The organism is Dorea sp. BIOML-A1, from assembly GCF_009875615.1.
In the GTDB taxonomy this organism is placed as follows: Bacteria; Bacillota; Clostridia; order Lachnospirales; family Lachnospiraceae; genus Dorea_A; species Dorea_A amylophila.
The window spans coordinates 80,979-104,627 of the sequence record NZ_WWSA01000004.1 but is presented as its reverse complement, the minus strand read 5'-3'; the positions used below and the strand labels follow the sequence as shown (position 1 = coordinate 104,627).

General features: G+C 44.1%; 24 protein-coding genes. 3 read left to right on the top strand and 21 right to left on the bottom strand.

Going from position 1 to position 23,649, the window contains the following annotated elements; genetic code table 11:
- Nucleotides 1-57: 57 nt before the first annotated feature.
- The 16 genes from GT508_RS02665 to GT508_RS02590 form a co-directional block, all read right to left on the bottom strand.
- Nucleotides 58-1,347 (bottom strand): dicarboxylate/amino acid:cation symporter, encoded by a 1,290-nt coding sequence (locus tag GT508_RS02665; RefSeq protein ID WP_022415493.1) that lies wholly within the window; start codon nucleotides 1,345-1,347, stop codon nucleotides 58-60.
- 1 nt (nucleotide 1,348) lies between these two features.
- Nucleotides 1,349-2,197 (bottom strand): dTDP-4-dehydrorhamnose reductase, encoded by an 849-nt coding sequence (rfbD, locus tag GT508_RS02660; RefSeq protein WP_055181920.1) that lies wholly within the window; start codon nucleotides 2,195-2,197, stop codon nucleotides 1,349-1,351.
- A 126-nt stretch (nucleotides 2,198-2,323) separates the two neighbouring features.
- Nucleotides 2,324-2,623 (bottom strand): hypothetical protein, encoded by a 300-nt coding sequence (locus tag GT508_RS02655; protein WP_022415495.1) that lies wholly within the window; start codon nucleotides 2,621-2,623, stop codon nucleotides 2,324-2,326.
- Nucleotides 2,624-2,722: 99 nt separating this feature from the next.
- On the bottom strand, nucleotides 2,723-4,006 hold the full coding sequence (hisIE, locus tag GT508_RS02650; protein ID WP_006426502.1) for a bifunctional phosphoribosyl-AMP cyclohydrolase/phosphoribosyl-ATP diphosphatase HisIE: 1,284 nt from the start codon (nucleotides 4,004-4,006) through the stop codon (nucleotides 2,723-2,725).
- Between the two features lie 16 nt (nucleotides 4,007-4,022).
- Nucleotides 4,023-4,610 carry an imidazoleglycerol-phosphate dehydratase HisB gene (gene hisB / locus GT508_RS02645; protein WP_006426501.1) on the bottom strand — a complete coding sequence of 196 codons (588 nt, stop codon included), beginning with the start codon at nucleotides 4,608-4,610 and terminating at the stop codon, nucleotides 4,023-4,025.
- 32 nt (nucleotides 4,611-4,642) lie between these two features.
- Nucleotides 4,643-5,941, bottom strand: coding sequence for a histidinol dehydrogenase (gene hisD / locus GT508_RS02640; RefSeq protein ID WP_055181918.1), 1,299 nt, complete (start codon nucleotides 5,939-5,941; stop codon nucleotides 4,643-4,645).
- Nucleotides 5,942-5,990: 49 nt separating this feature from the next.
- Entirely contained in the window at nucleotides 5,991-6,626 is a 636-nt protein-coding gene (gene hisG, locus GT508_RS02635; protein ID WP_006426498.1) for an ATP phosphoribosyltransferase, read from the bottom strand.
- Nucleotides 6,627-6,631: 5 nt separating this feature from the next.
- On the bottom strand, nucleotides 6,632-7,885 hold the full coding sequence (hisZ, locus tag GT508_RS02630; RefSeq protein WP_006426497.1) for an ATP phosphoribosyltransferase regulatory subunit: 1,254 nt from the start codon (nucleotides 7,883-7,885) through the stop codon (nucleotides 6,632-6,634).
- Between the two features lie 58 nt (nucleotides 7,886-7,943).
- Entirely contained in the window at nucleotides 7,944-8,516 is a 573-nt protein-coding gene (locus GT508_RS02625; RefSeq protein WP_044919540.1) for a Holliday junction resolvase RecU, read from the bottom strand.
- Complete coding sequence (locus GT508_RS02620; RefSeq protein WP_006426495.1) at nucleotides 8,474-9,496, bottom strand: RluA family pseudouridine synthase; 1,023 nt, start codon at nucleotides 9,494-9,496, stop codon at nucleotides 8,474-8,476. The genes GT508_RS02625 and GT508_RS02620 overlap by 43 nt, the downstream gene beginning before the upstream one ends.
- A 25-nt stretch (nucleotides 9,497-9,521) precedes the next feature.
- Nucleotides 9,522-10,097, bottom strand: a complete 576-nt coding sequence (locus GT508_RS02615) for a hypothetical protein (protein WP_161143517.1) — start codon at nucleotides 10,095-10,097, stop codon at nucleotides 9,522-9,524.
- A gap of 102 nt (nucleotides 10,098-10,199) precedes the next feature.
- Nucleotides 10,200-11,012: an SDR family NAD(P)-dependent oxidoreductase gene (locus GT508_RS02610; protein WP_161143516.1), complete on the bottom strand. Its 813-nt coding sequence runs from the start codon at nucleotides 11,010-11,012 to the stop codon at nucleotides 10,200-10,202.
- Between the two features lie 27 nt (nucleotides 11,013-11,039).
- A complete protein-coding gene (locus tag GT508_RS02605; RefSeq protein ID WP_161143515.1) occupies nucleotides 11,040-13,055 on the bottom strand; it encodes a YgiQ family radical SAM protein in 2,016 nt (671 codons plus the stop codon).
- Complete coding sequence (locus GT508_RS02600) at nucleotides 13,042-13,755, bottom strand: pseudouridine synthase (protein ID WP_161143514.1); 714 nt, start codon at nucleotides 13,753-13,755, stop codon at nucleotides 13,042-13,044. The genes GT508_RS02605 and GT508_RS02600 overlap by 14 nt, the downstream gene beginning before the upstream one ends.
- A gap of 1 nt (nucleotide 13,756) precedes the next feature.
- On the bottom strand, nucleotides 13,757-15,133 hold the full coding sequence (locus tag GT508_RS02595) for an RsmF rRNA methyltransferase first C-terminal domain-containing protein (RefSeq protein WP_161143513.1): 1,377 nt from the start codon (nucleotides 15,131-15,133) through the stop codon (nucleotides 13,757-13,759).
- A 76-nt stretch (nucleotides 15,134-15,209) separates the two neighbouring features.
- The gene (locus GT508_RS02590; protein ID WP_161143512.1) at nucleotides 15,210-16,658 is read right to left on the bottom strand and encodes an aminoacyl-histidine dipeptidase; all 1,449 of its coding nucleotides are present in this window, start codon (nucleotides 16,656-16,658) and stop codon (nucleotides 15,210-15,212) included.
- Nucleotides 16,659-16,764: 106 nt separating this feature from the next.
- On the opposite strand from GT508_RS02590, the gene GT508_RS02585 reads away from it, so the two are divergent.
- Nucleotides 16,765-17,709 carry a transporter gene (locus GT508_RS02585; protein ID WP_243144051.1) on the top strand — a complete coding sequence of 315 codons (945 nt, stop codon included), beginning with the start codon at nucleotides 16,765-16,767 and terminating at the stop codon, nucleotides 17,707-17,709.
- A 7-nt stretch (nucleotides 17,710-17,716) separates the two neighbouring features.
- Here the strand turns inward: GT508_RS02585 and GT508_RS02580 are convergent, their stop codons facing one another.
- The 5 genes from GT508_RS02580 to GT508_RS02560 form a co-directional block, all read right to left on the bottom strand.
- A complete protein-coding gene (locus GT508_RS02580; protein WP_028085748.1) occupies nucleotides 17,717-18,439 on the bottom strand; it encodes a hypothetical protein in 723 nt (240 codons plus the stop codon).
- A gap of 5 nt (nucleotides 18,440-18,444) precedes the next feature.
- Nucleotides 18,445-18,936, bottom strand: coding sequence for a pantetheine-phosphate adenylyltransferase (gene coaD, locus GT508_RS02575; protein ID WP_161143511.1), 492 nt, complete (start codon nucleotides 18,934-18,936; stop codon nucleotides 18,445-18,447).
- Nucleotides 18,930-19,499 (bottom strand): 16S rRNA (guanine(966)-N(2))-methyltransferase RsmD, encoded by a 570-nt coding sequence (gene rsmD, locus GT508_RS02570; RefSeq protein ID WP_055283492.1) that lies wholly within the window; start codon nucleotides 19,497-19,499, stop codon nucleotides 18,930-18,932. Before rsmD ends, coaD begins: the two co-directional genes overlap by 7 nt.
- A 3-nt stretch (nucleotides 19,500-19,502) precedes the next feature.
- Nucleotides 19,503-21,224, bottom strand: a complete 1,722-nt coding sequence (locus GT508_RS02565) for an ABC-ATPase domain-containing protein (protein ID WP_161143510.1) — start codon at nucleotides 21,222-21,224, stop codon at nucleotides 19,503-19,505.
- Between the two features lie 77 nt (nucleotides 21,225-21,301).
- Entirely contained in the window at nucleotides 21,302-21,838 is a 537-nt protein-coding gene (locus tag GT508_RS02560) for a prolyl-tRNA synthetase associated domain-containing protein (protein ID WP_006426481.1), read from the bottom strand.
- Between the two features lie 198 nt (nucleotides 21,839-22,036).
- Between GT508_RS02560 and GT508_RS02555 the strand changes: the two genes are divergently transcribed.
- Nucleotides 22,037-22,654, top strand: coding sequence for a Maf family protein (locus GT508_RS02555; RefSeq protein WP_161143509.1), 618 nt, complete (start codon nucleotides 22,037-22,039; stop codon nucleotides 22,652-22,654).
- Nucleotides 22,644-23,597 carry a cation diffusion facilitator family transporter gene (locus GT508_RS02550; protein WP_118377835.1) on the top strand — a complete coding sequence of 318 codons (954 nt, stop codon included), beginning with the start codon at nucleotides 22,644-22,646 and terminating at the stop codon, nucleotides 23,595-23,597. Before GT508_RS02555 ends, GT508_RS02550 begins: the two co-directional genes overlap by 11 nt.
- The last annotated feature ends 52 nt before the right edge of the window (nucleotides 23,598-23,649 follow it).

Here is a 23,649-nt window from a genome sequence, read left to right as displayed (position 1 = left end):
CTCAGAGATACGTTTTTTATTTATTAGAACATCTTTTAAAAATTAATATCTTCGATCTTAATTCTCTTCCGCATAGAACACATTCTTATCCAGTGCCTTGTTCTGGTGTGCAACGATTGTTGTACATACAGCATCACCTGTGATATTAACGGCAGTTCTTGTCATATCCAGAATACGGTCGATACCCATGATCAGACCAATTGCCTCAACCGGAAGTCCGACAGAATTGAATACCATTGTCAGTGTTACCAGACCTACACTTGGCACACCGGCCGTACCGATGGATGCAAGTGTTGCAGTTCCGATTACAGTAATATAATCTGTCATACTTAAGTGGATTCCGAATGCCTGTGCGGCAAATACAACGGCTACCCCCTGCATGATCGAAGTACCATCCATATTGATGGTCGCTCCAAGAGGAATGGTGAAAGATGATATCTTCTTAGATACACCCACCTTCTTTGTCAGGGTATCGATTGACAGCGGAATCGTTGCATTTGATGTTGCTGTTGAGAATGCGAAGGCCATAACCGGGAAGAACTTCTTGATAAATTTCAGAGGATTCAGTCCGGTAAATATCTTCAGTAAGATCTGGTATACACCGAAACACTGGATTGCCAGTGCGATCAATACACCGATCATATATTTTGCCAGCGGTACAAATGCACTGAATCCGATGTTTGCAAATGTGCGGCTGATCAGGCAGAAGACACCAATTGGGGCAAGTGCCATGATCATCATCGTCATTTCCATCATGATATCGTTAAACTGGCTGAAGAAGTTCGCAACTGTCTCTGCGCGTTCTCCTAATTTTGCAAGGATCACACCGATGATCAATGCAAATACGATGATCTGCAGCATCTCTCCGCTTGCAAGAGAATTAATCGGGTTATCCGGGATAATATTTAACAGCGTGTCTGTCAATGAAGTAGCCTTCATAGTTTCTACAGATGCTGCATTGGTCTTGATCGTGCTCATGTCCAGTCCCACACCCGGATTGATCAGGTTTCCGACAGACAATGCTACGGTAACCGCAAGTGCTGTTGTTGCCAGATAAAAGATCAGTGTTCTTGCACCGACTGTACCAAGCTTCTTCGTATCCCCGATCGACATACTTCCGCACACAAGCGAACAGAATACCAGTGGTACAACCAACATCTTCATCAGTTTGATAAAGCCTTGTCCGACCACGTACAGTACACCTTCTACGATAATGTCGTCTTTGATATGTCCACTTGGAACCGCATAACATAAAATAATTCCAAATACCGCTCCTGCAAGCAATGCAATAAAAATCTTCGTTGTAAGTCCTATTTTCTTCTTTTCCTTCTTCTGTGTCTCTCCCATATTAGTCCTCCATTCTCTCATCCATATATTCTTTCAGTGAAGCTCTCCAGTCCGGCATCTCGTATACATTGATGATACGAAGGATAAAATTATCCAGGACCGCATATGCTGGTCTTGCAGAAGAAAGATCCGATTCGCTGGTCACTACCGGGCGCAGAGTGATCCTCTTTCCTGCAAGTTTCAAAACTTCCTGCGCAAATTCATAACGATTACATACACCCTGACAGGTTGCATGGTACGTTCCGTATTCATTCGTTTTGATCAGATAAAGAATAATACGTGCCAGGTCTTTTGCACTGGTCGGAGAACCAAACTGATCTGATGCAATCAGAAGTTCATCCTTTGTATCTGCTGCATGAAGTACGCGGTTTACAAAATTATTGCCATTTCCATACACCCAGTTACTGCGCAGGATGAAATGCTTGTGTGTAAATTCCTTTACATAATTCTCCCCTGCTCTCTTGGAACGTCCGTAAACGGTCTTCGGATTTGTGTCGTCGAACTCCGTATATGGGGTATGCCGGATTCCGTCAAATACATCATCCGTGGATATCTGTACCATCTTGGCCCCTGTCTTTCTTGCCACAATACTTAAATTTCTTGCTCCCAGCGCATTCACACGGTATGCAAGCTCCGGTTCTTTTTCACAGAAATCTGTATCTGTGACTGCCGCACAGTTGATGATCACATCCGGACGGTTGATCACTCCGAAATTCAGCACCTCATCGGTGTCCGTAATGTCTAATTCTTCCTTATCTGTGTTAAACACTTCCATTTCTAATGGATCCAACACTTCATTGATGGCCGATCCGATCTGTCCGGATGCACCAACAATCCATAATTTTAACATATCTGCTTCCTCCTCATCTGCCGGGACCGGCTGACGCCAGTCTCTCTGCTTTCCTTTTAATATAGCTAGTATACACAAAAAAACCGTCAGTTTCAATTCTTAACCAACGGTCTCAAATCTACTCCTCTATGGTATTTTTTTCCACACATCGGTAATGTCAGCGTTTTTACTGACCTCCTGCACCACTTTTGTGCTGCTTATATGTAGAATATCTTTCCCTTCATTCTGCATAAATACAAACACCGCAAACAGAATCATACAAATAAATGTACGGATTCCCAGGCTTCCCTGTTCTGCCTCTTCCTCACCATACAGTTCACTATAAGATGCCCTGTATCTGGGATGTATTGCCGGTATCCCGGATTCCTGATAGCTGTAACGTGTCTGTTCTAGAAGTTCTCTTCTTCGCTTTTCCGCTTCATTCACATGCGCTCACCTCTGAAACAATATATGAGATATCTGTTTCGCTCATGTGCAAAACTTACTGCATACAGACTCTTTTTCATGTTTTTTAAGAGTTTCTGCTTAACGATCTGCCAGTTCTTTTACGATATCTTCCCATGTCAGACCTTTTTCTACCATCAGAACCATTGCATGATACAGGAAATCCGCGATCTCATATTTGACTTCTTCCGGATTCGGATTCTTTGCTGCGATCACAACTTCCGTTGCTTCTTCTCCAATTTTTTTCAGGATCTTATCAATTCCCTTATCAAACAGATAATTCGTGTAAGACCCCTCCTTTGGATTCTCTTTACGGTCTGCGATCGTGTCATATACCGATTCAAAGATCCGAAGCGGATTCGTCTCATCATAGTCAATTCCTACAAGCGGCTGGAAGAAGCAGGTCGGATTACCGGTATGGCATGCTGCTCCGATCTGATCTACTTTTGCAAGCAATGTATCCAGATCACAGTCAATCGTCAGGGATTTTACATACTGGAAATGACCGCTCGTCTCCCCCTTTACCCAGAGTTTCTGCCGGCTTCTGCTAAAATACGTCATCTTTCCTGTCTTGATCGTCTCATAGAAAGATTCCTCATTCATATATGCCAGCATCAGGATCTCCTGTGTCTTATAATGCTGGACGATGACAGGAATCAGGCCCTGATCATTGGTCTTAAACTGTGAGAACTCCATCATACTCTCAAAAGATGTCATCTTAATTCCTTCTTCCGTACACTTATCTTTGAATGCCACACAATCAATATCTGTACGGCTTACATATCTTCCCGAAAGCCCCCGGACACCCGGGCATTTCAAAATTTTAAATAACTCTGACTCTTCTTCCGTATCCGTAATGATCACACACGGTACATCTGTTACATTCATAATGGAATTCAGATCCAGTCTGTGCATAAAGACAATTTCACTGCTGTAATCCTGGATCAGATGCTGATGTTTGAACAATGCATCAAAATCATTTAATGATACCGCAAGCTTCTCTTTTCCGAATCTCTTTGCCGCATCCTCAATCAGTTTGACACTATCCGGCTTAGAGAAATTCAGCATTGCCCGTTTTGCACCTGTATACAGAATCTTCTTAATATCTTCCTGGCGTCTGATATTGCCGCCTGCGATCATCGGGATCCTGATCACACGATTGATCCGTTTCATCAATGTGATCGTTTCATCATGTTCTTCATCCGAATCTGAGAGATCCAGCACGATCAGTTCATCTGCACCGTGATCACTGTAATATTTTGCAAGTTCAATTACGTCTTTGGATACAACAGTCGGATCATCAATCCATCTGACCGCTTTCCCATCTTTTATGAAAATGCAAGGTATTAATCTTTTATAACTCATGTCTGTCCGTCTCCTTTTAGAGGCTTCCCTTTGTGGTCCATGCCTCTTTTATCCTTGGCTCTTCCATTGTCGCCATATCAAGTGCTTTTCCGAACGCTTTAAACAGCGCCTCCGCCTTGTGATGATCGTTGATACCATCCAGAATCTTCAGGTGGATATTCATCATTGCGCTGTAAGAAACTGCGTAAAAGAATTCCCTTACCATCTCAGTATCCATCTCACCCATCTTATCTGACACAAACTCTGCATTATAATTCAGATATGGTCTTCCGGAGAGATCCACCGCACAAAGTGCGAGTGTCTCATCCATTGGAAGCATAAAGTGGCCATAACGTTTGATTCCGGCTTTATCTCCTATTGCTTCCAGAATAGCCTGTCCAAGTACGATTCCCGTATCTTCGATGGTATGATGACTGTCCACTTCCAGATCCCCTTTCGCATGTACCGTCAGATCGAACAATCCGTGTCTTGCAAATCCATTCAGCATATGATCAAAAAAACCGATTCCTGTATCAATCTCCGTCTTTCCGGTTCCATCCAGGTTCAGAGTTACCGTAATATCCGTCTCCTTTGTCGTTCTTGTCCTGGTGACTGTTCTGTTCATAGCTCCTCGCCTCCTTATTTTTCTGCTGTCTTCTACTCTTCGCCCTCAAAACGGACTTTGATAGAATTGGCATGTGCCGTCAGCTGCTCTGCCTCGGCAAATGCTTCAATATCTTTATGTATATCGCGTAATGCTTCTTCCGAATATCCGATGATACTTGATTTTTTAATGAAATCATCCACAGAAAGCGGTGAGAAAAATTTTGCTGTACCATTGGTTGGAAGAACATGGTTCGGTCCTGCAAAATAATCTCCCAGTGGTTCACTTGCGTATTCCCCGATAAAGATGGCACCGGCATTCCTTACTTTTGTCATCACATCATATGGATTCTTTGTCTGGATCTCCAGATGTTCGGATGCAATCTCATTTGCAATATCAATCACATCATCCATCGTATCTGCGACCAGGATATAACCGTAGTTGTCCAGTGATTTCCGGATGATCTCACTTCTGGAAAGTTCTTTTAAGAAGCCATCCACTTCATCCGATACTTTCCGGGCAAGTTCTTCAGATGTTGTGACCAGAATTGCAGATGCAAGTTCATCATGCTCTGCCTGTGAAAGAAGATCTGCTGCCACAAATCTTGGATTTGCCGTCTCATCTGCAATAACAAGAATCTCGCTTGGTCCGGCAATTGCATCAATGCTTACATAGCCATAAACTGCTTTTTTCGCCAGAGCAACATATATATTTCCAGGTCCTACGATCTTGTCGACTTTTGGAATGCTCTCTGTTCCGTATGCCAGAGCAGCAATAGCCTGCGCCCCACCGACTTTATAGATGACATCCGCACCGGCTTCATGTGCTGCAACCAGTGTGTTTGGTGTCACTTTTCCATCTTTTCCGGGCGGTGTGACCATCACGATCTCATCAACTCCGGCTACCTTTGCAGGTACAATGTTCATCAATACAGAAGATGGATATACAGCTTTCCCGCCCGGCACATATACACCGACTCTGTGAAGTGGTGTGACTTTCTGTCCCAGGATTGTTCCGTCCGGTTTGCTGTCGAACCAGCTGTACTGTCTCTGTTTTTCATGATACGTACGGATGTTCAAAAGAGCTTTGCGGATGATCTCCACCAGTTTTGGATCTACTTCTTTATATGCCTCTTCGATCTCCTCTTCTGTAACCTTAATATTGTCTGCAGTGATATCTGCATGATCAAATTTCTTCGTATATGCAAATACTGCCTGATCCTTTTCTTCTTTTACATGAGCGAGGATTTCCTGAACTCCCTGTTCATACTGACCGTAATTATTCGGGCTTCTCTTCAGAAGATCCTCCAGTAAGTTCTCTTTTGCATCTTTTGTCAAACGCTGTATTCTCATAGCCTTAACCGCCATCCTCTCATTTTATTTTCTTTCTGTCTGTACAGTATTATACCTGCTCCCGCAGTCTTGTCAGCAGGTCTTTGATCCTTGCGCTTTCCATACGCATACTGACCGGGTTCACGATCATCCTAGCAGACAACGGACATACTTCCTCCAACACTTCCAGACCATTTTCACGGAGGGTTGACCCCGTCTCTACAATATCCACGATCACTTCGGACAGTCCGACGATCGGTGCAAGTTCAATGGAACCATTTAACTTAATGATCTCTACAGTCTGATGCTTCGTGTTATAGAAATAATCTTTTGCAATATTCGGATATTTTGTTGCTACCCGGATCAGTTCATGATGCTGCAGAAGTGGTGCGGCATCTTTGTATCCGCATACACACATCTTACATTTTCCATATCCAAGATCCAGTACTTCATGTACCTTACGTCCTTCTTCCAGGATTGTATCTTTTCCAACGACTCCGATATCCGCTGCGCCATATTCTACATATGTCGGAACATCCGGTCCTTTTGCAAGAAAGAAACGGAGTTTCAATTCTTCATTGGTGAAAATCAGCTTCCTGGAGTCTTTATCTTTCATCTCTTCACAGGTAATCCCGATTTTCTCAAATAATTCTAATGTCTGTTTTGCCAGACGTCCTTTTCCCAGGGCAAATGTCAGGTATCTCATAATGTCTAACTCCTATCTGTACTATTCACGATCTTCTGCTCTCCGGTAACGAGATTGACCATCGTTACTTCTCCGGTCTCCTCGATATATACCAGACTTCCGGCATAATAATCATTTCCGTAACGGATATAATCTTCCAATCCACTATTTTCATCCTTCTTCAGAAGTTCTGCATTCTTGGCTTTTCTACGGAAATCCTTCGCAAGGCGGATTGCTTCAAGCTGTCTTCCTTCCGCATATATGATGATCGTATTCTTTCTTGGATATACGATGCGGATTTTCTGACGGGTCAGTGCACTCACCAGTTCATCAATTACAATCGCAAAACCGATAGATGGTGATTTCTTACCGAACTTTTCGATCAGATGGTCATAACGTCCACCCTTTACAACTGCATCCCCGGTTCCGTAAGTATAACCACGGAACACGATTCCTGTATAGTATCCATAGGTTCCTGTCATGCTCAGGTCAAAAGTGACAAATTTTTCCACTCCGTAATAGCGCAGGATGTGGTATATCTTCTCCAGGCGTCTGATTGCCATCACACCTTTGGAGTTCGGCGCAAGGTTTTCCGCTTTTTCCAGGATATCAATTCCTCCGATCAGTTCATTCAATGCTGAAAATGCTTCTTTGGAGCTTCTCTTTGCCTGAATACTGTCCAGAAATTCTTCTACACCGAAGTAATTGCGGTTACCGATCAGTTCTCTTACCCTTTCTTCCGCCTCTTCATCCAGACTTGCATCTTCGATCAGGCTCTGGAAGAAATCAACATTGCCGACGCAGAGCTGGAATTCTTTCAGGCCGATTGTCAGCATTGATTCGATCACCAGAGCAAGCATCTCTGCATCTGCTTCTACTGAATCATCTCCGACAAATTCCGCACCCATCTGCGTTGTCTCTCTTAAACGTCCCTGATAGCTGGAATGGTTCACGAATGTATTCCCTGTATAGCACAGACGGATCGGAAGATTCTCATCTTTAAACAACGTTGCCGATGCTCTTGCGATCGACGGTGTGATATCCGGTCTTAATACCAGTGTGTTTCCGTCTTTATCAAAGAATTTATAAAGATCATTGGCCGGTGTCGTTCCGATCTCTTCACGGAACACATCAAAATATTCGATCGTCGGAGTCTGGATATCATGATATCCATATAAATGAAATACTTTTTTCAATCTGCTTTCCAACGCAAGTTTCTTACCACATTCTACGTTATATATATCCCGTACTCCCTCCGGAGTGTGTAATTTCTTCTTCATATGTCCTCCAAGTAGTAATGTTCTTTTTGGTACTTTAGTGTGCTACCATGTTAAAAAATCACTTTGCATTATACGCAGTTTCATCCGTTTTGTCAAGTTCATCCCGAAGTTCCAGATCAAGATTCAGTGCATCCAGATACGGAACATAGCATCCACGGAAAAATTTCATAAAAAAGCGCTCATCCAGCTCATCAAAACGGAAGCTCTTTCGACCCCCGTTCTGCGCCCGCATCCAAAACTTATACAGTTCTTCAAAACGCATATAATATAAGATATTTCTGGAAGAATAGTAGATCAGGATAAATGCGATTCCCTGCTGTTTTTCAAAGTTCTTCATAAACTCTACCTGATGTTCATGAATATTCTGAAGCGGAAATGTCTCCGCCACACATTCTTTTGCATCAAAACACACCGGAATTCCCTGTACCGCTCCAATATAGTCGATCGTACTGCGCTGCTCAAAATAAGCGAGCGTGATCTGTCTGTGTTCTTTATCCATCCGCACCGGTGTGATCGGGGTCGGAATCTTCTGCATCAGTGCCAGATTCTTTTCCAGATACCACTCATTGGTACGGTTGACCATATCTTCTAATGTAGAACCTCTAAGGCCTCTCGAGTTCCATGTTCCCATGCTGTCTCCTTTATCAGTTTCCAGAAAACCTCCGGTACCTTTGCATAAAATGTCTTTCCGGAAAGATTCTCCAGTTCTTTCTTCATCCCTGGCATTGTAAGCTGATAAGCATGCAGTACCTGGTCTTCGATCTTCCATTCTTTTTTATAGCGGTCATTCCATTTCTTAGAGCCGTATTTGTAATCTCCGAGAAGCGGATGTCCGGTACTCGCCAGATGTGCACGGATCTGATGGGTACGTCCGGTGATCAGATGTACCTTCAGAAGCGTCATCTCTTCATTCCACGCGATCGGGACATATTCTGTTTCTATAGGAAGGCCTTTTGCATCTTTGGAAAAGCCTCCCTTTGAAAGGCTGACACGGTTCGTCTTCTCGTCTTTCACAAGATACCCCCTGATGTGTGCCGGCTCCGTGATCCTGCCCTTTACAATACACAGATAATATTTTTTCAGTGTACGTTTCTTGAATAATTCTCCCATCTGCTGTAAGCCTGCCAGACTCTTCCCGGCAACGATCAGACCGCTGGTATTCCGGTCCAAACGGTTGCAGATCGACGGGCGGAAGGTCTTAAGATTCTCTCTAGTGAGCTGCCCGGATTCCAGAAGATATGCTGTCACATTTTCCACTACCGATACATCTGTTTCCTTCGCCTTCTGCGACAGCATTCCGGACGGTTTATTGATAAATATCACATTCTGATCTTCATAGATCACGTCCAGCTTCACCGTATTCTTTATGCTTTCTTCCACCGTCTTTCCAGCTGCCTGAAATTTGGCAATGGTATCATCTGCCAGAAACAGTTTCACGCTGTCTCCTTTTTTCAGATGTTCGTTCCCGGTTGCTTTCTTTCCATTCAGCACAATATTCTTTTTACGCAGCATTTTATAAATAAAGCTTCCCGGTGCTTCGCTCAGATATTTGCGCAGCAGTTTATCCAGGCGTTGTCCCGCCTCATTGTCATGAATGATCAGTTCTTTCATATTCTCTTCTAACTCCCGCTGTTTTCTACATAGAAATGTTTAAGATGACCTTCCGGATCTTTTTTTCTCTCCGTAAAGATTCTTTCTGTTCTACTTCTGCCATATTATTCATGCCCTCCGCACGCGCTAAAAATGCAGTATAATCATGGAAAATCTTCACCGTCATCTTATCATAATGATTGTCTTTCAAAATGTCTTTGATATGACGGGCAAGTGCTGTCTCATCGGTCTTCGGATTGCTGGCATATCCGCAGACAATGTGTCCGGATACTACCACTGCATCCAGAGGCATGATCTTCTGTGAGCTGGTAATGATCATATCATATGCCTTCAGTATCAAAGGTGCTTTTTCCTCCAGTTCCTGATATTTTGCTTCTTCAATACTCTTGTACGGTGCCATTGTGATAAATTCAACCAGCATCTTTGCTGCCGGAAGGCATCCGACTACCGCTACAACGGTAAGCAAATTCAGTCTGGATCCGGTCTGAATATATCCGGTTACAAAGATTGCGATCACAATTGCAAATTCTACGACCGCTCCAAGAAGATATTTCTGTTTTCTTGCCTTTACATATCCCGGCTGTCCTTTTTCTGTTCTCATATTGTCTGTCCTTTTTGTTTTCTATTTATAATTTTTCTGTAATCGTCTTTTTCTATCATGAAAAAACATTTTCCCAAGCTCATAGACATTCCGTATATGCCTTTATCTATCCGCATGGTTGATCTTCATCATCCCCCATACAAGCAGGCGATCCGGAAGGATCTTGGAAAGGATTCTGGAACCTTTCATTGCTGCTCCATATACCGAAACGCGTCTTCCACGCACACTGTCTGTAAGTGCCTGTGTCACCACCGCTTCCGGTTCGGCACAGAGTGCTTCTTTTTCACTTGCCGCAAGCGCACCGGCCCGGTCAAAGAATTCTGTACGTACCGGTCCCGGACACACTGCCGTTACCAGGATTCCCCGTTTCTTCAATTCTGCTGCCAGTCCCTGTGAAAAACGCAGTACATATGCTTTGGAAGCCGCATATACACAGAATCCCGGCTGTGCACAGAACGAAGCTGCCGAAGCCAGATTGACAATCCGGCTGCCTTTCGACAGATATGGCAGGCAGATTCCTGTCATTCTGGTGAGTGCTGTACAATTCAGATCAACCATGCCGCACTGTTCTTTCAGATCAATGTCACTGACGTTACCGATCTTTCCATATCCTGCCGCATTTACAAGCATCCTTACATCTGCCTGCCGGCGATCCAGTTCTCTTTGCAGTTTTTCGAAAATATAGTCTCTCTGCATATCCCCGTCGAAGATCCTGACCGGGATCTTTACCTGTTCCTGCAGACTTTTCAGACGGTCTGTCCGTCTTGCCACTACCCATAATTCATCCAGGTTCTTATACAGCTGCGGGATCTGAAGCGCAAATTCCCTGCCCATTCCCGACGATGCTCCTGTAACGATCGCTATTTTCAACTTTAACACCTCTCTACATCCATCCGGCTGCCGGTTTTTCATCATTTTCCCTTTATGCTATTTCTCTTGCTGTTATTTCTTCTTATGCACATTCCGGATCGATTTCTTTTTCTGTCTGCTTCTATCCGTTCCTGTATTCTGTCTGCTGTTCTGTCTGTCACTTTGCACAGTATTTCTTCTGGAATGCTCGTTTTTGTTTTTCCTACGGTCATTCTGTCCCGGTTTTCCGGAAGACTTCTGATTCTGCGTTTTCTGTCCCGGTACTTTCTGCTGTGATCTGCCTTCGAATTTTCTCGGGCGTATCAGACAGTGTTTATCAAATCCTACCAGATCCATGCGGTGTGCCTTCTTCAGAGCCTCCATGACCAGATCATAATTCTTCGGATCCCGGTACTGGATCAGAGCTCTCTGCATTGCCTTTTCATGCGGATTCTTCGGCACATAGACTGGCTGCATCGTTCTTGGATCCACGCCTGTATAATACATACACGTCGAGATCGTTGACGGTGTCGGATAGAAATCCTGTACCTGTTCCGGCATATATCCAAGATCCCGGATATGCTCTGCAAGTTCTACCGCATCTTTCATTCTGGATCCCGGATGCGAAGACATCAGATACGGCACAAGATACTGATCTTTGTGGATTTTCTGATTCATCTTATTGTACTTTTTCACAAATTCCTGATATACACTGTTCTCTGGTTTTCCCATCAGTGTAAGAACATCATCCGATACATGCTCCGGTGCAACCTTTAACTGTCCGCTTACATGATAACGGCAGAGTTCCTCCAGAAATGTATCACTTTTATCCGCAACAACATAATCGAACCGGATTCCCGAACGGATGAATACCTTCTTCACTTTTGGAATGTCACGCAGTTCTTTCAGAAGTTTGATATAGTCTCTGTGATCTACTTTCAGATTCGGACACGGCTTCGGAAACAGGCACTGGCGGTTCTTACACACGCCACGTGTAAGCTGTTTTTCGCAGGATGGCTGGCGGAAGTTCGCCGTCGGACCTCCCACGTCGTGGATATAGCCTTTGAAGTCCTTTTCCTGCGTAATCATCTTCGCCTCATCTAACAGCGACTCGTGGCTTCTCACCTGCATGATCCTTCCCTGATGGAAGGTAAGTGCACAGAAGCTGCAGCCGCCAAAGCAGCCACGGTTGCTGATCAGACTGAACTTGACCTCTGAGATTGCAGGTACGCCGCCGTCCTTCTCATAAGAAGGATGGTAGGTACGCATATACGGCAGTCCGTAGACATCGTCCATTTCTCCTTCCGAAAGCGGAAGTGCCGGTGGATTCTGTACTACATACAGATGAGCATTATATGGCTCTACCAGCCTTTTCCCGGCAAATGGATCGGTATTGCAGTACTGTGTATAAAAGCTTCTTGCATACTCCAGCTTATCCTGCTTCATATCTTCGTATCCCGGAAGAATCTCCGCATCATAGACACTGTCCAGACTCTTCGTCTTATAAACCGTTCCAGCGATAAATGTGATATCACTGACCGCAATACCGCTTTCCAGAGCTTCTGCGATCTCAATGATCGAATGTTCTCCCATTCCATAAGATATCAGATCTGCACCGGAATCCAGTAGGATCGAACGTTTTAATTTGTCTGACCAGTAATCATAATGTGCCAGTCGTCTGAGACTTGCCTCGATCCCTCCGAGGATGATCGGTGTCTTCTTATATACCTGACGGATCAGGTTACTGTATACAACCGCTGCGTAATCCGGACGCTTTCCCATCACGCCTCCCGGCGTATAAGCATCCGTTCTGCGATGCTTTTTCGACACGGAATAATGATTCACCATCGAATCCATATTTCCCGCAGAAACAAGGAATCCCAGTCTCGGTTCTCCAAGGATCGTAATGCTGTTCTTATCTTTCCAGTCCGGCTGCGCAATGATACCGACTTTAAATCCATGCGCTTCCAGAAGTCTCGTAATGATCGCATGTCCGAAAGACGGATGGTCTACATAAGCATCTCCGGAAATATAGACAAAATCCAGCTGTTCCCATCCCCGTTCTTCCATATCCTTTTTGCAAATCGGTAAAAATTTATTTTCTGACATTCTCTATCTCCTCTTCTGTCAGCAGCCGGTATTCTCCGGGCTTCAGATTTTCATCCAGGCACAGGGTTCCCATGCGTTCTCGCTTCAGATAAGTAACTTCTTTACCCACTGCAAGGAACATCCTCTTCACCTGATGGAACTTTCCTTCATGGATCGTAAGGCGGATCTCAGATTCTTCCGCGCTCTTCATAATGTCAAGTTTTGCAGGTCTTGTCATCTCTTCTTCCTCTGCGCCGATATCGATTCCTTCTGCGAACCGCTTTACATCCTCTTCTGTAACCATTCCATCTATTTTTGCATAATAGACTTTATCCACATGCTTTTTCGGTGCCAGCAGACGGTGTGCCAAATCTCCGTCATTGGTGATCAGAAGTAATCCTTCCGTATCTTTGTCCAATCGTCCAACCGGGAAGAGGTCCTTTCGCTTCTTCTCTTTGATCAGATCGATCACCGTAGTATCTCTCCGGTCTTCAGTTGCCGATACCACGCCGGCCGGTTTATTCAGCATATAATATTCATACGACACATAGGAAATGTTACGGCCGCCTATTGTAACTTCATCGCATGTCTCATCAATCTTCGTATCTGCTGCTTTTACCACCGTCCCGTTAACGGTAACTTTCCCCTGACGGATCTGCTTCTTTACCTCCTGGCGGGTACCCACACCCATCTCTGCCAGATATTTATCCAGACGCATCATCTTAACACAGCCTCCATCCCGGCAGATATTTGTTCTTCAACGTACCATTCGATACTTTTCCCCATCCAAGCGGGAATCCGTCTACACAGACCAGATACCAGCCTTTTGCCTTTCTCTCTGTCAGATCATCTACATCCAGCGTCTCCCCTTTCAGATAACGTCTGACTCTTTCATCTTCGCATGGAAGATCGATGATCTGTGCATATTCATCCTTTTTCAGGCACATGGCAAATGCCTGGCTCGGTTCAAAACGGTTCTTCTTCAGTTCTCCAAGCAGCAGTCCGGTTCTTAAGAAACGGATTCCTCTCACATCCGGAAGCCCTTCCGGCATATAGTAAATGCGCTCTCCATGGATATCCAGTCTGGAACCATCCAGTTTCCATGTTACCTGTTTCATGAATTCTTCCAGATCTGCCGGAATTTTTCCTGATTTCTTCTTTGGTTTCAGCTCTTTTGCCGGCAATGGTTCTCCCTTTTGCAGAAGGGCAACGTAATGTCCCTCCCCTTTCATCTTGTGCGGGAAGATGCGGACTGTTTTTTTCAGTTCTTCATCCTTTTCTTCTGTCACTTCCGGTATTCCCGGGCAGAATCCCTCATAGTTTTCCATCGGAAGTACATGGAATTCCGGATATTCTTTTTTCAGGTGTTCAATGATTCTCTCATTTTCACTTGGATCAAATGTACACGTCGAATACAGCATGAGACCGCCCGGCTTTAACATTCTTGCAGCCTGCAGAATGATATTCCGCTGCAGATTACTGAAGAATTCCGGTCCGTGTTCTTCCCATGCTTTTACCATCTTTTTATCTTTTCGGAACATTCCTTCTCCGGAACATGGTGCATCGATCAGGATCTTGTCAAAATATTCCGTAAAATAATTCTCCAGACGTCCTGGTTCCTCACTTAACACCAGAACATTTCCGATTCCGAATACCTCAATATTCTTAAGCAGTCCCTTGGCTCTCGAACTGCTGATATCGTTGGCGATCAGCACGCCTTCTCCCTGTAATTTTGCTCCTAATTCTGTCGCCTTTCCTCCCGGAGCCGCACATACATCCAGAACCTTATCTCCCGGCTCTACCGGAAGACGGTTCGCCGGTGTCATGGCACTCGGCTCCTGAAGATAATAAAGGCCGGCAAAATAATACGGATGCTTTGCAGGAGACACTTTGTCCCCGTCATAATAGAATCCATTTTCGATCCACGGGATCTTTCTGATCTCAAACGGACATATCTTTTCAAATTCTTCCACAGATATCTTACCTGTATTTACACGCATGCCATAGTATCTTGGTTCTTTATAGCAGGCAATATAGTCGTCGAACTCTTCTTGCAGAAGTGCCCGCATCTTCTCCTCAAATGCTGCTGGCAGTTCCATATATTTATCCTCCGTCATCTTTTTCTTGTTCTGACTGTCTTACTGTCGTCATTATGAATGTTGTTATTATTTCCTGTTATTTGCAGTTCTTAAGTACCAGTTTCAGGAATTCCCAGCTTCTCTGCGTAGATGCAATATCCAGACGTTCATTATATGAATGAATATCCAGAACATCCGGTCCGCAAGATACACAATCCAGATCTGGCCGTTTTCCAAGGAAGATTCCGCACTCCAGTCCGCCATGGATAATGCATATCTCCGGTTCTTTTCCGTAGATTTCTTTATATGCTTCTATCATGACCGGACGGAGCTCTGACTTTGGTTTGTATTGCCATGCCTGATATGCACTGGAAATTGTTCCTGTTCCTCCGAACGCTTTTGTCACAGCATCGACTTCTTCCAATACCTGCTGCTTTCTGCTGTCCACGGCGCTTCTGATCAGGAAAGCAGCTTCCACACCGTTTTCTTTCATAGATACAACACCAAGATTTAAGGAAGTTTCTGTCGCGCCGGCAACCTTACGGCTGTATTCTTTTAATCCATTTGGGCTCGCCTTCAGATACCCTACTACTTTTTGCGTAGTATCTTTTGAGAACACTACTGTATCTGTATTTTTTTCTGTTTCTGTTTTTACTGTCAGACCAGGTTCTTCTCCCATGAATTCCGCATTCCATACATCCTCCATATTCCGGATCATGGCCAGTATCTGTTCGGTATCTTCCGGTGCTGCTACGAGAGATGCATGTGCTTCCATTGCGATCACGTTGTCTTTAGAGCCGCCGTAAATCTCACTTAAACAGTAACTCTTTTCTTCTGCAATGTGATACAACAGACGTGCCATCATCTTATTTGCATTGCCACGCTGTCTGTGGATTTCTTCTCCGGAATGTCCTCCAAGAAGTCCCTGGATGGTAATCTTGATCTCATCACCGGATGCCGTCTCTTTTTCTACAGGGATCAGTCCCTGATAGCGGACTCCGCCCGCACATCCAACCGTCAGGGTCTTCTCTTCTTCCGAATCCAGATTGATGAGTTTTTTCCCTTTTAGTACAGTCAGGTCGATAGCTTCCGCGCCTTCCATTCCAAGTTCTTCGTCCACGGTAAATACTGCCTCAATTGGCGGATGTGGAATCTCTCTGCTATCCAGCAGTGCAAGTGCCATTGCGACAGCAACTCCGTCATCTCCCCCAAGAGTGGTATCTTTTGCCTTTAAAAATCCATCTTCCACATACAATTCCAATCCGTCATTTTCAAAATCATGTGTGGATTCCGATGTCTTTTCACATACCATATCCATATGCCCCTGCAAGATTACAGGTTCGCTTTCCTCATATCCGGGTGTTCCTGGCTGAAATATGATTACATTATTCACTTCGTCCTGAATCACTTTCAAGTCTCTTTCTTTTGCAAATGCGACCAGATAATCACTGATGCGCTTTGTATCGCGGCTTCCTCTCGGGATTGCACTTATTTCTTCAAAAAAGCGAAAGACTTCTTTCGGTTCTAATTCATTTAATACTGCCATTTTCCTACATTCCTCCTATGTTACACTGATATCTATTATCTAACAGTCTTCATAAAAAATCAACCTTATCCATACAATGAATTAACAAGGTTCTCCGGGTGATCACATGTCCAGACATCCTGCCCTTACCATTCCGATATTGATTCTGTTTTTTAGCATGCTGTCATTTCCGCAGACAGTCTTTACCGGTGCCAGTTACGGACTTGTTCTGTGGTTCCGGCATGTCCTTCCCACATTGCTTCCTTATATGATACTGATCAATGTTCTGATCTGCACACCTGCACTTCACTGGATCTGCCGTATCACATCCACTTTTTTATGTCCGCTTCTCGGCACCTCTTATTATGGCACATTCGCAGTACTCACCGGATTCTTATGTGGATATCCGATGGGTGCGAAGACCACCTCTGATCTTCTGAATGTCAATAAAATCTCGCGTTCGGAAGCCTCTTACCTTTTATCTTTCTGCAACAATACAAGCCCTGCTTTTATCTTAAGCTATGTAGTGGCCCAAAATATGAAGGAACGTAATCTTTGCATTCCTTTTTTCCTGATTCTTACATTTACACCGCTTATGTTGAGTTTTATCTTCCGCCTCTTCTACCGCCTGCCAGAATCCTCTTGTTCCTTTCCACAGGTAACACCCGGTCCTTTCTCCAATCCATCTGAAAGTATCTCTGACAGCTTTCTTGACCGTTGTATCTTGAATGCATTCGAATCCGTCACAAAAGTCGGAGGATATATGATGATGTTCTCTGTCCTGATACAACTGCTTGCTTCGGTTCTTCCAAACACTATCTTTTCGCTTCTTCTGTATTCCAGTCTGGAGATCAGCACCGGAATCAGACTGCTCTTTTCATCTGCATTATATACAACTGAGAAGATTATCCTCTGCGCTTTCCTGACCTCTTTCGGCGGATGGTGTTGCATCGCCCAAACATATTCCATGATCTCCAGCAGCCAATTACCGATTCTTCCCTATATAACAGCAAAACTGGTCACCGCATTGGTAACCAGTCTTCTTATCTCCGCTTACATATATGCTATTTGATTGTATCTTAATCCAATGTATCGTCTTCCTGAATATCATAATCAGAAATCGGCATATCATCCGGATATGAATTTCCATCATCCAGATAATCATCCTGTCCGTAAGTATCCTGCTCATAAGTATCCTGCGGATATTCTTCTGCCGGATATTGATCCTGCGGATACTCCTGCTGTACATTCTGTTCTGTCTCCGGCGGAACATCAAGCTCTGCTCTGTTGTTACGTACCATGTCGTAACATTCCTGAAGAGAGTTTACAAGACTGTCATACTTCGATGTATATGTATCCAGTGTGCGTCCAATCGCACTCTCCGCCTGAGAAAGGAGATCATCTGTATAGTGAATGGCTCCGACACGGATCTGGTTTGCATCGTTCGTTGCATTGTCCAGTATCTGCTGTGCCTGTGCAGTTGCTGCGGTTACGATCTCGTTTGCCTGTGCATATGCCTGCTGCATAATCTCATGCTCACTTACCAGCTCATTTGTCTGAATCTGTGCTTCCTGGATCATGCCGTCTGCTTTTGCCTGTGCATCAGCCAGAATCGCATCCTTGTTCGCAATGATCTTCTGGTAACGCTTGATCTCATCCGGTGTTTTCATACGAAGCTCTCTTAACAGTTCGTCCATCTGATCTTTATTTACAATTATTTTTGTTGTCGACAACGGCTGGAATTTACAGCTGTCGATATACTCTTCAATTTCCTCTATGATCTGCTCAATACGGCTGCTCATAATATTTACACTCTCCTTCTATGTTTCATTTTCTCCCAGACTTTCTGCTCTATGTATTCCGGCACAAATTGGGATATATCTCCTCCGAAGGCCGCTACTTCTTTCACTGTAGTAGAGCTTAAATATGAATACTGCAGATTCGTTGTCAGAAAAACTGTCTCAACATCCGACGCAAGCTTATGATTTGTCTGCGCCATCTGTAACTCATATTCAAAATCGGTGATTGCCCGCAGTCCCCTTATTACAATCTTCGCATCCAGCTTATGGGCAAAATCCACCAGCAGTCCTTCAAATGGAATAATCTTAACATTTGCTATGTCTTTCGTTACTTCCTCTAACATTTTAACACGTTCTTCTACGGAAAACAACGGGGTTTTTGCTTTATTATTCAACACTCCGACTGTCAGTTCATCCACCATTCCGGCAGATCTTCTGATGATATCCAGATGTCCGTATGTAACCGGGTCAAAGCTTCCCGGATAGATTCCAGTTAACATATTTCTTTCCTTCCCGCAGGTTCCAAAAATACATGCTTGTTTGTTTTATATTCTTTTTCTTTGATGATATGATATCCGAGATCTTCCGCGTAATCAAATTCTGTCTCTTTGGAAGCTTCTACAATGATGATTCCTTCCTCTGACAAAAGCGATGATTCCGCAAGATAAGTCAGCACGCTTTTTTCTAATTCATGATTATACGGTGGATCCATAAATATATAATCGAACTGCTTTTCTCCCTCTAATTTATAGAGAGCTGTCATCACATCCATCTGCATGGTCATCCCTTTTCTTTCAAAATGCGTCTTCTGAAGGTTCTCTTTGACACATGCCATAGCTTTTGGATTTTTCTCTACAAATACAGATTCCATTGCTCCCCTGCTCAGAGCTTCAATCCCGATTCCGCCGCTTCCGGCAAACAGATCCAGAAAGATGCTGTCATATAAATATGGAGCGATCATGTTAAACAATGTCTCCTTGATCCTGTCTGTCGTCGGTCTGGTATCCATGCCTTCTAACGTCTTTAACTGTGTTCTTCTTGCACTTCCAGCAATGACTCTCATATTCTATCCCCTCTCTTTCCTGTCTGTTCCAAGCTTTCTGTAACGGTTCATACAGGCATAAATCTCCTGTATACGCGGTCTTGCAAGATTGCCCGGTACAATGTTTCCTTCACACATTCCGGCAGGTCCCCTTTTATCCAACAGCTTCTCCGCCTGTTCCACAGCCTGTCCAAGCGTCTTCTTTCCATCAAATACCTCCTCTTCCAGAAAGCGCACAATCTGCCCCAGCGTATTCAACTGTTCACTGTCCACGAGCTGTTCCACATACCGCAGATCGATCGTCTCATGACCGATCATGATTGCATCACGCCCCATTGTTTTCAATTTTACTCTGCCTTTCTGTCGAATACCCGGATTTCTGCGTACTTTCCGGTCATAGGATGGCTCTTTTGGCTTTTCTTCCGGGAACTTCAATGCCGGATAGTCTGCAGCTGCTTTCTTTGCAAGTTCCGTAATTTCTTTCGGAACATACTTATCCATCTGAACGATCTGATCCGCAATCTGGAAATAGGATCCGGAACTTCCCGCTACCAGCACGGTCGATATTCCATATTCCCGATAAAGCTCCCTCACTCGCTCAATAAATGGTGTGATCGGCTCCATATCACGGTGAATCACCTGCTGCATCAGTTCATCCCTGACCATAAAGTTCGTTGCACTTGTATCTTCATCAATCAGGAATACCTGTGTTCCCGCTTCCATGCTTTCTATGACATTTGCCGCCTGTGATGTACTTCCGCTCGCATCTTCTGTATCGAACGCATAAGTATCTTTTCCATTTGGCAGATCATTGATAAACATGGAAATATCTGTATGCCGGATACTTCTTCCGTCTTCCGCACGGATCTTCATTGCCGTATCATCCGTGACCACATATTCTCTTCCGTCTCCCGCAACATGTGGATATACACCACTTTCTAATGCTTTCAAAAGTGTAGATTTGCCATGGTAGCCGCCACCTACGATCAAGGTAACCCCCTTTCGGATCCCCATTCCGGTAAGCATACCTTTATATGGAAGCTTCATAGTAATTCTCATAGAATCTGGTGAAGCAAACGGTACCGCATCCTTCATCGGTCTCTTGGAAACCCCCGATTCTCTCGGAAGTATAGATCCGTCAGCAACAAATGCGACCAGTCCTTCTTTTTTCAACTGTTCACGGATATATTCCTGATCCACGGAAAGTTCTGCTGCCTGCTTTACTGCATTGCGGTCCATATTTTTATAATATAATGCTTTTTCCACACATGCCGGGAGATATTGATAAAGAATTTTAACCAGCTCTCCTGCCTGTATCGTACGTCCTCTTGCCGGAAATCCGACTTCAAAGCGGACAGTCACATCCCCTGTCTTTTCATCTATCTCACACGCCGTACGTTCCAGCACTTCCTGACCACATCTCGTCACCTGAATAATTCCGCTTTTTCCGGAACCATGTGCCTGAAACGAATGCCGTTCCAGCTGCTTTGCAAAATTTCGCAGCAGATAATCTGCCACCGCCGTCTTTTTATGTTTGCTGTCATATAGTTCTTTCGGAATCCGTACTGCTCTTCCGGCCACCTGTATATGTAACCTGGACGGTGCTGCAAACGGATCTCCCTGTACATGATCAATTCCCAGTATATATGTTCCAAACTGGTATACGCCTCTTGTATCCTTATATGCCGGATATCCCCTGTGATCAATGCGTTCCAATATCTGTTTTAAATCTTCTGATGTCTTCATATTTTTGTAACTGCTACTATTCCTTTTTATTTTCTTCTCTTTCTTTTAGAAGTCTGCTTTTGCGTTTTTTCTGCACTCTACAGATCCACAATCCTTGCTCTGTGATGAATCGCCGGAAGATATTTCTGAAGCAGATCTTTTGTCTTGAATTTCAAATGGCTGGTATTGATCCCCGGATTGCATCCGAACCATTCTGCCTCTGCAACTTCCTTATCTATGATCACCTGCACATAATCATCTTCATCCGTCAGAAGTCCCGCAACACTTGCAGATCCCGGTGTTGTACCAAGATGTTCCAGCATCTTCTCCGGTGGTGCGAATGACATATGGGATACGCCCAGCTTCTTACTGAAAGAAGACGTGTCAAACGCTTTATCGGCCGGCATCACCAGCAAGAAGAATGTCGTCTTCTTCTGATTACATAGGAACACATTCTTCCGTATCTCCGTTCCGATCGCCTTGTCTACTTCCGCACATTCTTCCATAGAAGATGCCGGATCATTGTCTACCTGTTCATATGGGATTTTTAATTTTTCCAATGTATCATAGAATTTACGCTCTAACGGCATTCTCTCGTCTGCCGGTGCTTTTGTCCTTATTTCACTGATATACATAACACTAAACCTCCGTTTCTGATACTTATACTTGTTAACATTATATCGAATCTGCACAGCGATTGCAATTTTTACATTACAAATTTATTTCTTATAAATTTCTGTTTTTTTCATTTTATGCTATACTATAATTGATGTTGTCGGGGGATCTCTGCCTCTGACACCTTTATATCTAAAAAGTCACAAGGAGAAAAAGTCATGAAATACGTATTAGCCTCAGCTTCTCCCAGACGGCAGGAGCTGCTTACCCAGGCAGGATTTTCTTTTGATGTTATCCCGTCTGCAGTTAAGGAAAAGATTACAAAAGATATTCCATCCGATGTCGTGATGGAACTGGCATATCAAAAAGCTCTTGATGTATACGAATCACGGATAAAAGATAATCCTGCATATCAGACAGAAGACTGTATCGTGATCGGTGCCGACACCATTGTATCTTATCGCGGTGAGATTCTCGGAAAACCGGCTGATAACGAGGAAGCCTTTGATATGCTTTCCATGCTCGCGGACCGCACACATCAAGTCTATACCGGAGTCACATTCGCAGGACATATCAGCGGGAAGCAGATCCTACATACATTTTACGAAAAAACGGATGTTACATTTTATCCAGTCACAAAAGAGGATCTTCATACTTATGTTGACAGCGGTGATTCTCTTGACAAAGCCGGCGCTTACGGCATCCAGAGCGTATTTGCCATCCACGTAAAAGGGATCGAAGGTGATTATAATAATGTAGTCGGCCTTCCGATCGCACGACTCTACCATGAACTTGATTCTATTTTGCCAAAGGAGAAGATACATTATGCATTCTAGCCGGAATAAACAGAAATACGAAAAATCCGCACTCCGTATCTCCATCACAGGAAGTACGATTTTCGTAATCCTGGAGATCGTTATGGCGGTCATCACAAGGTCGCAGGCCGTCCTTCTGGACAGTGTCTATGACGGCGTCGAGATTCTGATGGTATTCGTGTCACTTTCACTGGTTCCGCTGATGTACAAGCCGTCCAGCGAAAGCCACCCATTTGGTTACCAGCAGATTGAATCCTTATTTGTTGTTGTAAAAGGTGCGATCATGATTGCTGTTACCGTCGGACTGATCATTAACAACATCCAGATCATCTTCCACGGCGGCCAGCATGTCAACTTTTCCATGGTTGCGTATTTTGAAATGAGTGCCACCTTAGTCAGTATTGCTGTAATCTTCCTGCTTCGCAGGATGAACAGCAAACTGACTTCACCGATCGTGATCATGGAGATCCAGGAATGGCAGATCGACTCTGTTGCATCATTTGGTATGTGCATCGCATTCTTTCTGCCGCAGATCATAACCGGAGAATGGTTTCAGCCGTTGATTCCTTATCTTGACCCGGCACTGGCAATCATTCTGTCACTTTTCATGCTTCCGGTTCCGGTAAAAACCGTGATTACGGGACTTAGGGATCTGTTCTTACTCCCACCGGAAGAAGAAACGGTTCAGGAAATCAAAGATATCGTATCTCCGATCCTTGCTACATACGGGGACACAAAATTATATTATGATATCCTGCGTACCGGACGGAAATTATGGATCAGCGTGTATATCACCATGAACCGTGATATGATTTCTATTTCCAAATTCAAATCTGTGCAGAAAGAGATTATCCAGGCGCTTTCAAAAGAATATCAGGATTTTTATTTTGAACTACTTCCGGACATTGAATACAACGGGGATACAGAGGTTCCCGAACCCGTTCCCGATGAAGAAGAAGCATAATACGTAAGAGGCTGCCAGCATAATTGCCGGCAGCCTCTTTTTAAAGGTAGTT

What these genes read in the sequence shown, in the direction of transcription:
- GT508_RS02665 (WP_022415493.1), bottom strand. Translation starts at nt 1,347, where the DNA reads ATGGGAGAGACACAGAAGAAGGAAAAGAAGAAAATAGGACTTACAACG.
- rfbD (WP_055181920.1), bottom strand. Translation starts at nt 2,197, where the DNA reads ATGTTAAAATTATGGATTGTTGGTGCATCCGGACAGATCGGATCGGCC.
- hisIE (WP_006426502.1), bottom strand. Translation starts at nt 4,006, where the DNA reads ATGAGTTATAAAAGATTAATACCTTGCATTTTCATAAAAGATGGGAAA.
- hisB (WP_006426501.1), bottom strand. Translation starts at nt 4,610, where the DNA reads ATGAACAGAACAGTCACCAGGACAAGAACGACAAAGGAGACGGATATT.
- hisD (WP_055181918.1), bottom strand. Translation starts at nt 5,941, where the DNA reads ATGAGAATACAGCGTTTGACAAAAGATGCAAAAGAGAACTTACTGGAG.
- hisG (WP_006426498.1), bottom strand. Translation starts at nt 6,626, where the DNA reads ATGAGATACCTGACATTTGCCCTGGGAAAAGGACGTCTGGCAAAACAG.
- hisZ (WP_006426497.1), bottom strand. Translation starts at nt 7,885, where the DNA reads ATGAAGAAGAAATTACACACTCCGGAGGGAGTACGGGATATATATAAC.
- GT508_RS02625 (WP_044919540.1), bottom strand. Translation starts at nt 8,516, where the DNA reads ATGGGAACATGGAACTCGAGAGGCCTTAGAGGTTCTACATTAGAAGAT.
- GT508_RS02620 (WP_006426495.1), bottom strand. Translation starts at nt 9,496, where the DNA reads ATGAAAGAACTGATCATTCATGACAATGAGGCGGGACAACGCCTGGAT.
- GT508_RS02615 (WP_161143517.1), bottom strand. Translation starts at nt 10,097, where the DNA reads ATGAGAACAGAAAAAGGACAGCCGGGATATGTAAAGGCAAGAAAACAG.
- GT508_RS02610 (WP_161143516.1), bottom strand. Translation starts at nt 11,012, where the DNA reads ATGATGAAAAACCGGCAGCCGGATGGATGTAGAGAGGTGTTAAAGTTG.
- GT508_RS02605 (WP_161143515.1), bottom strand. Translation starts at nt 13,055, where the DNA reads ATGTCAGAAAATAAATTTTTACCGATTTGCAAAAAGGATATGGAAGAA.
- GT508_RS02600 (WP_161143514.1), bottom strand. Translation starts at nt 13,755, where the DNA reads ATGATGCGTCTGGATAAATATCTGGCAGAGATGGGTGTGGGTACCCGC.
- GT508_RS02595 (WP_161143513.1), bottom strand. Translation starts at nt 15,133, where the DNA reads ATGGAACTGCCAGCAGCATTTGAGGAGAAGATGCGGGCACTTCTGCAA.
- GT508_RS02590 (WP_161143512.1), bottom strand. Translation starts at nt 16,658, where the DNA reads ATGGCAGTATTAAATGAATTAGAACCGAAAGAAGTCTTTCGCTTTTTT.
- GT508_RS02585 (WP_243144051.1), top strand. Translation starts at nt 16,765, where the DNA reads ATGTCCAGACATCCTGCCCTTACCATTCCGATATTGATTCTGTTTTTT.
- GT508_RS02580 (WP_028085748.1), bottom strand. Translation starts at nt 18,439, where the DNA reads ATGAGCAGCCGTATTGAGCAGATCATAGAGGAAATTGAAGAGTATATC.
- coaD (WP_161143511.1), bottom strand. Translation starts at nt 18,936, where the DNA reads ATGTTAACTGGAATCTATCCGGGAAGCTTTGACCCGGTTACATACGGA.
- rsmD (WP_055283492.1), bottom strand. Translation starts at nt 19,499, where the DNA reads ATGAGAGTCATTGCTGGAAGTGCAAGAAGAACACAGTTAAAGACGTTA.
- GT508_RS02565 (WP_161143510.1), bottom strand. Translation starts at nt 21,224, where the DNA reads ATGAAGACATCAGAAGATTTAAAACAGATATTGGAACGCATTGATCAC.
- GT508_RS02560 (WP_006426481.1), bottom strand. Translation starts at nt 21,838, where the DNA reads ATGTATATCAGTGAAATAAGGACAAAAGCACCGGCAGACGAGAGAATG.
- GT508_RS02555 (WP_161143509.1), top strand. Translation starts at nt 22,037, where the DNA reads ATGAAATACGTATTAGCCTCAGCTTCTCCCAGACGGCAGGAGCTGCTT.
- GT508_RS02550 (WP_118377835.1), top strand. Translation starts at nt 22,644, where the DNA reads ATGCATTCTAGCCGGAATAAACAGAAATACGAAAAATCCGCACTCCGT.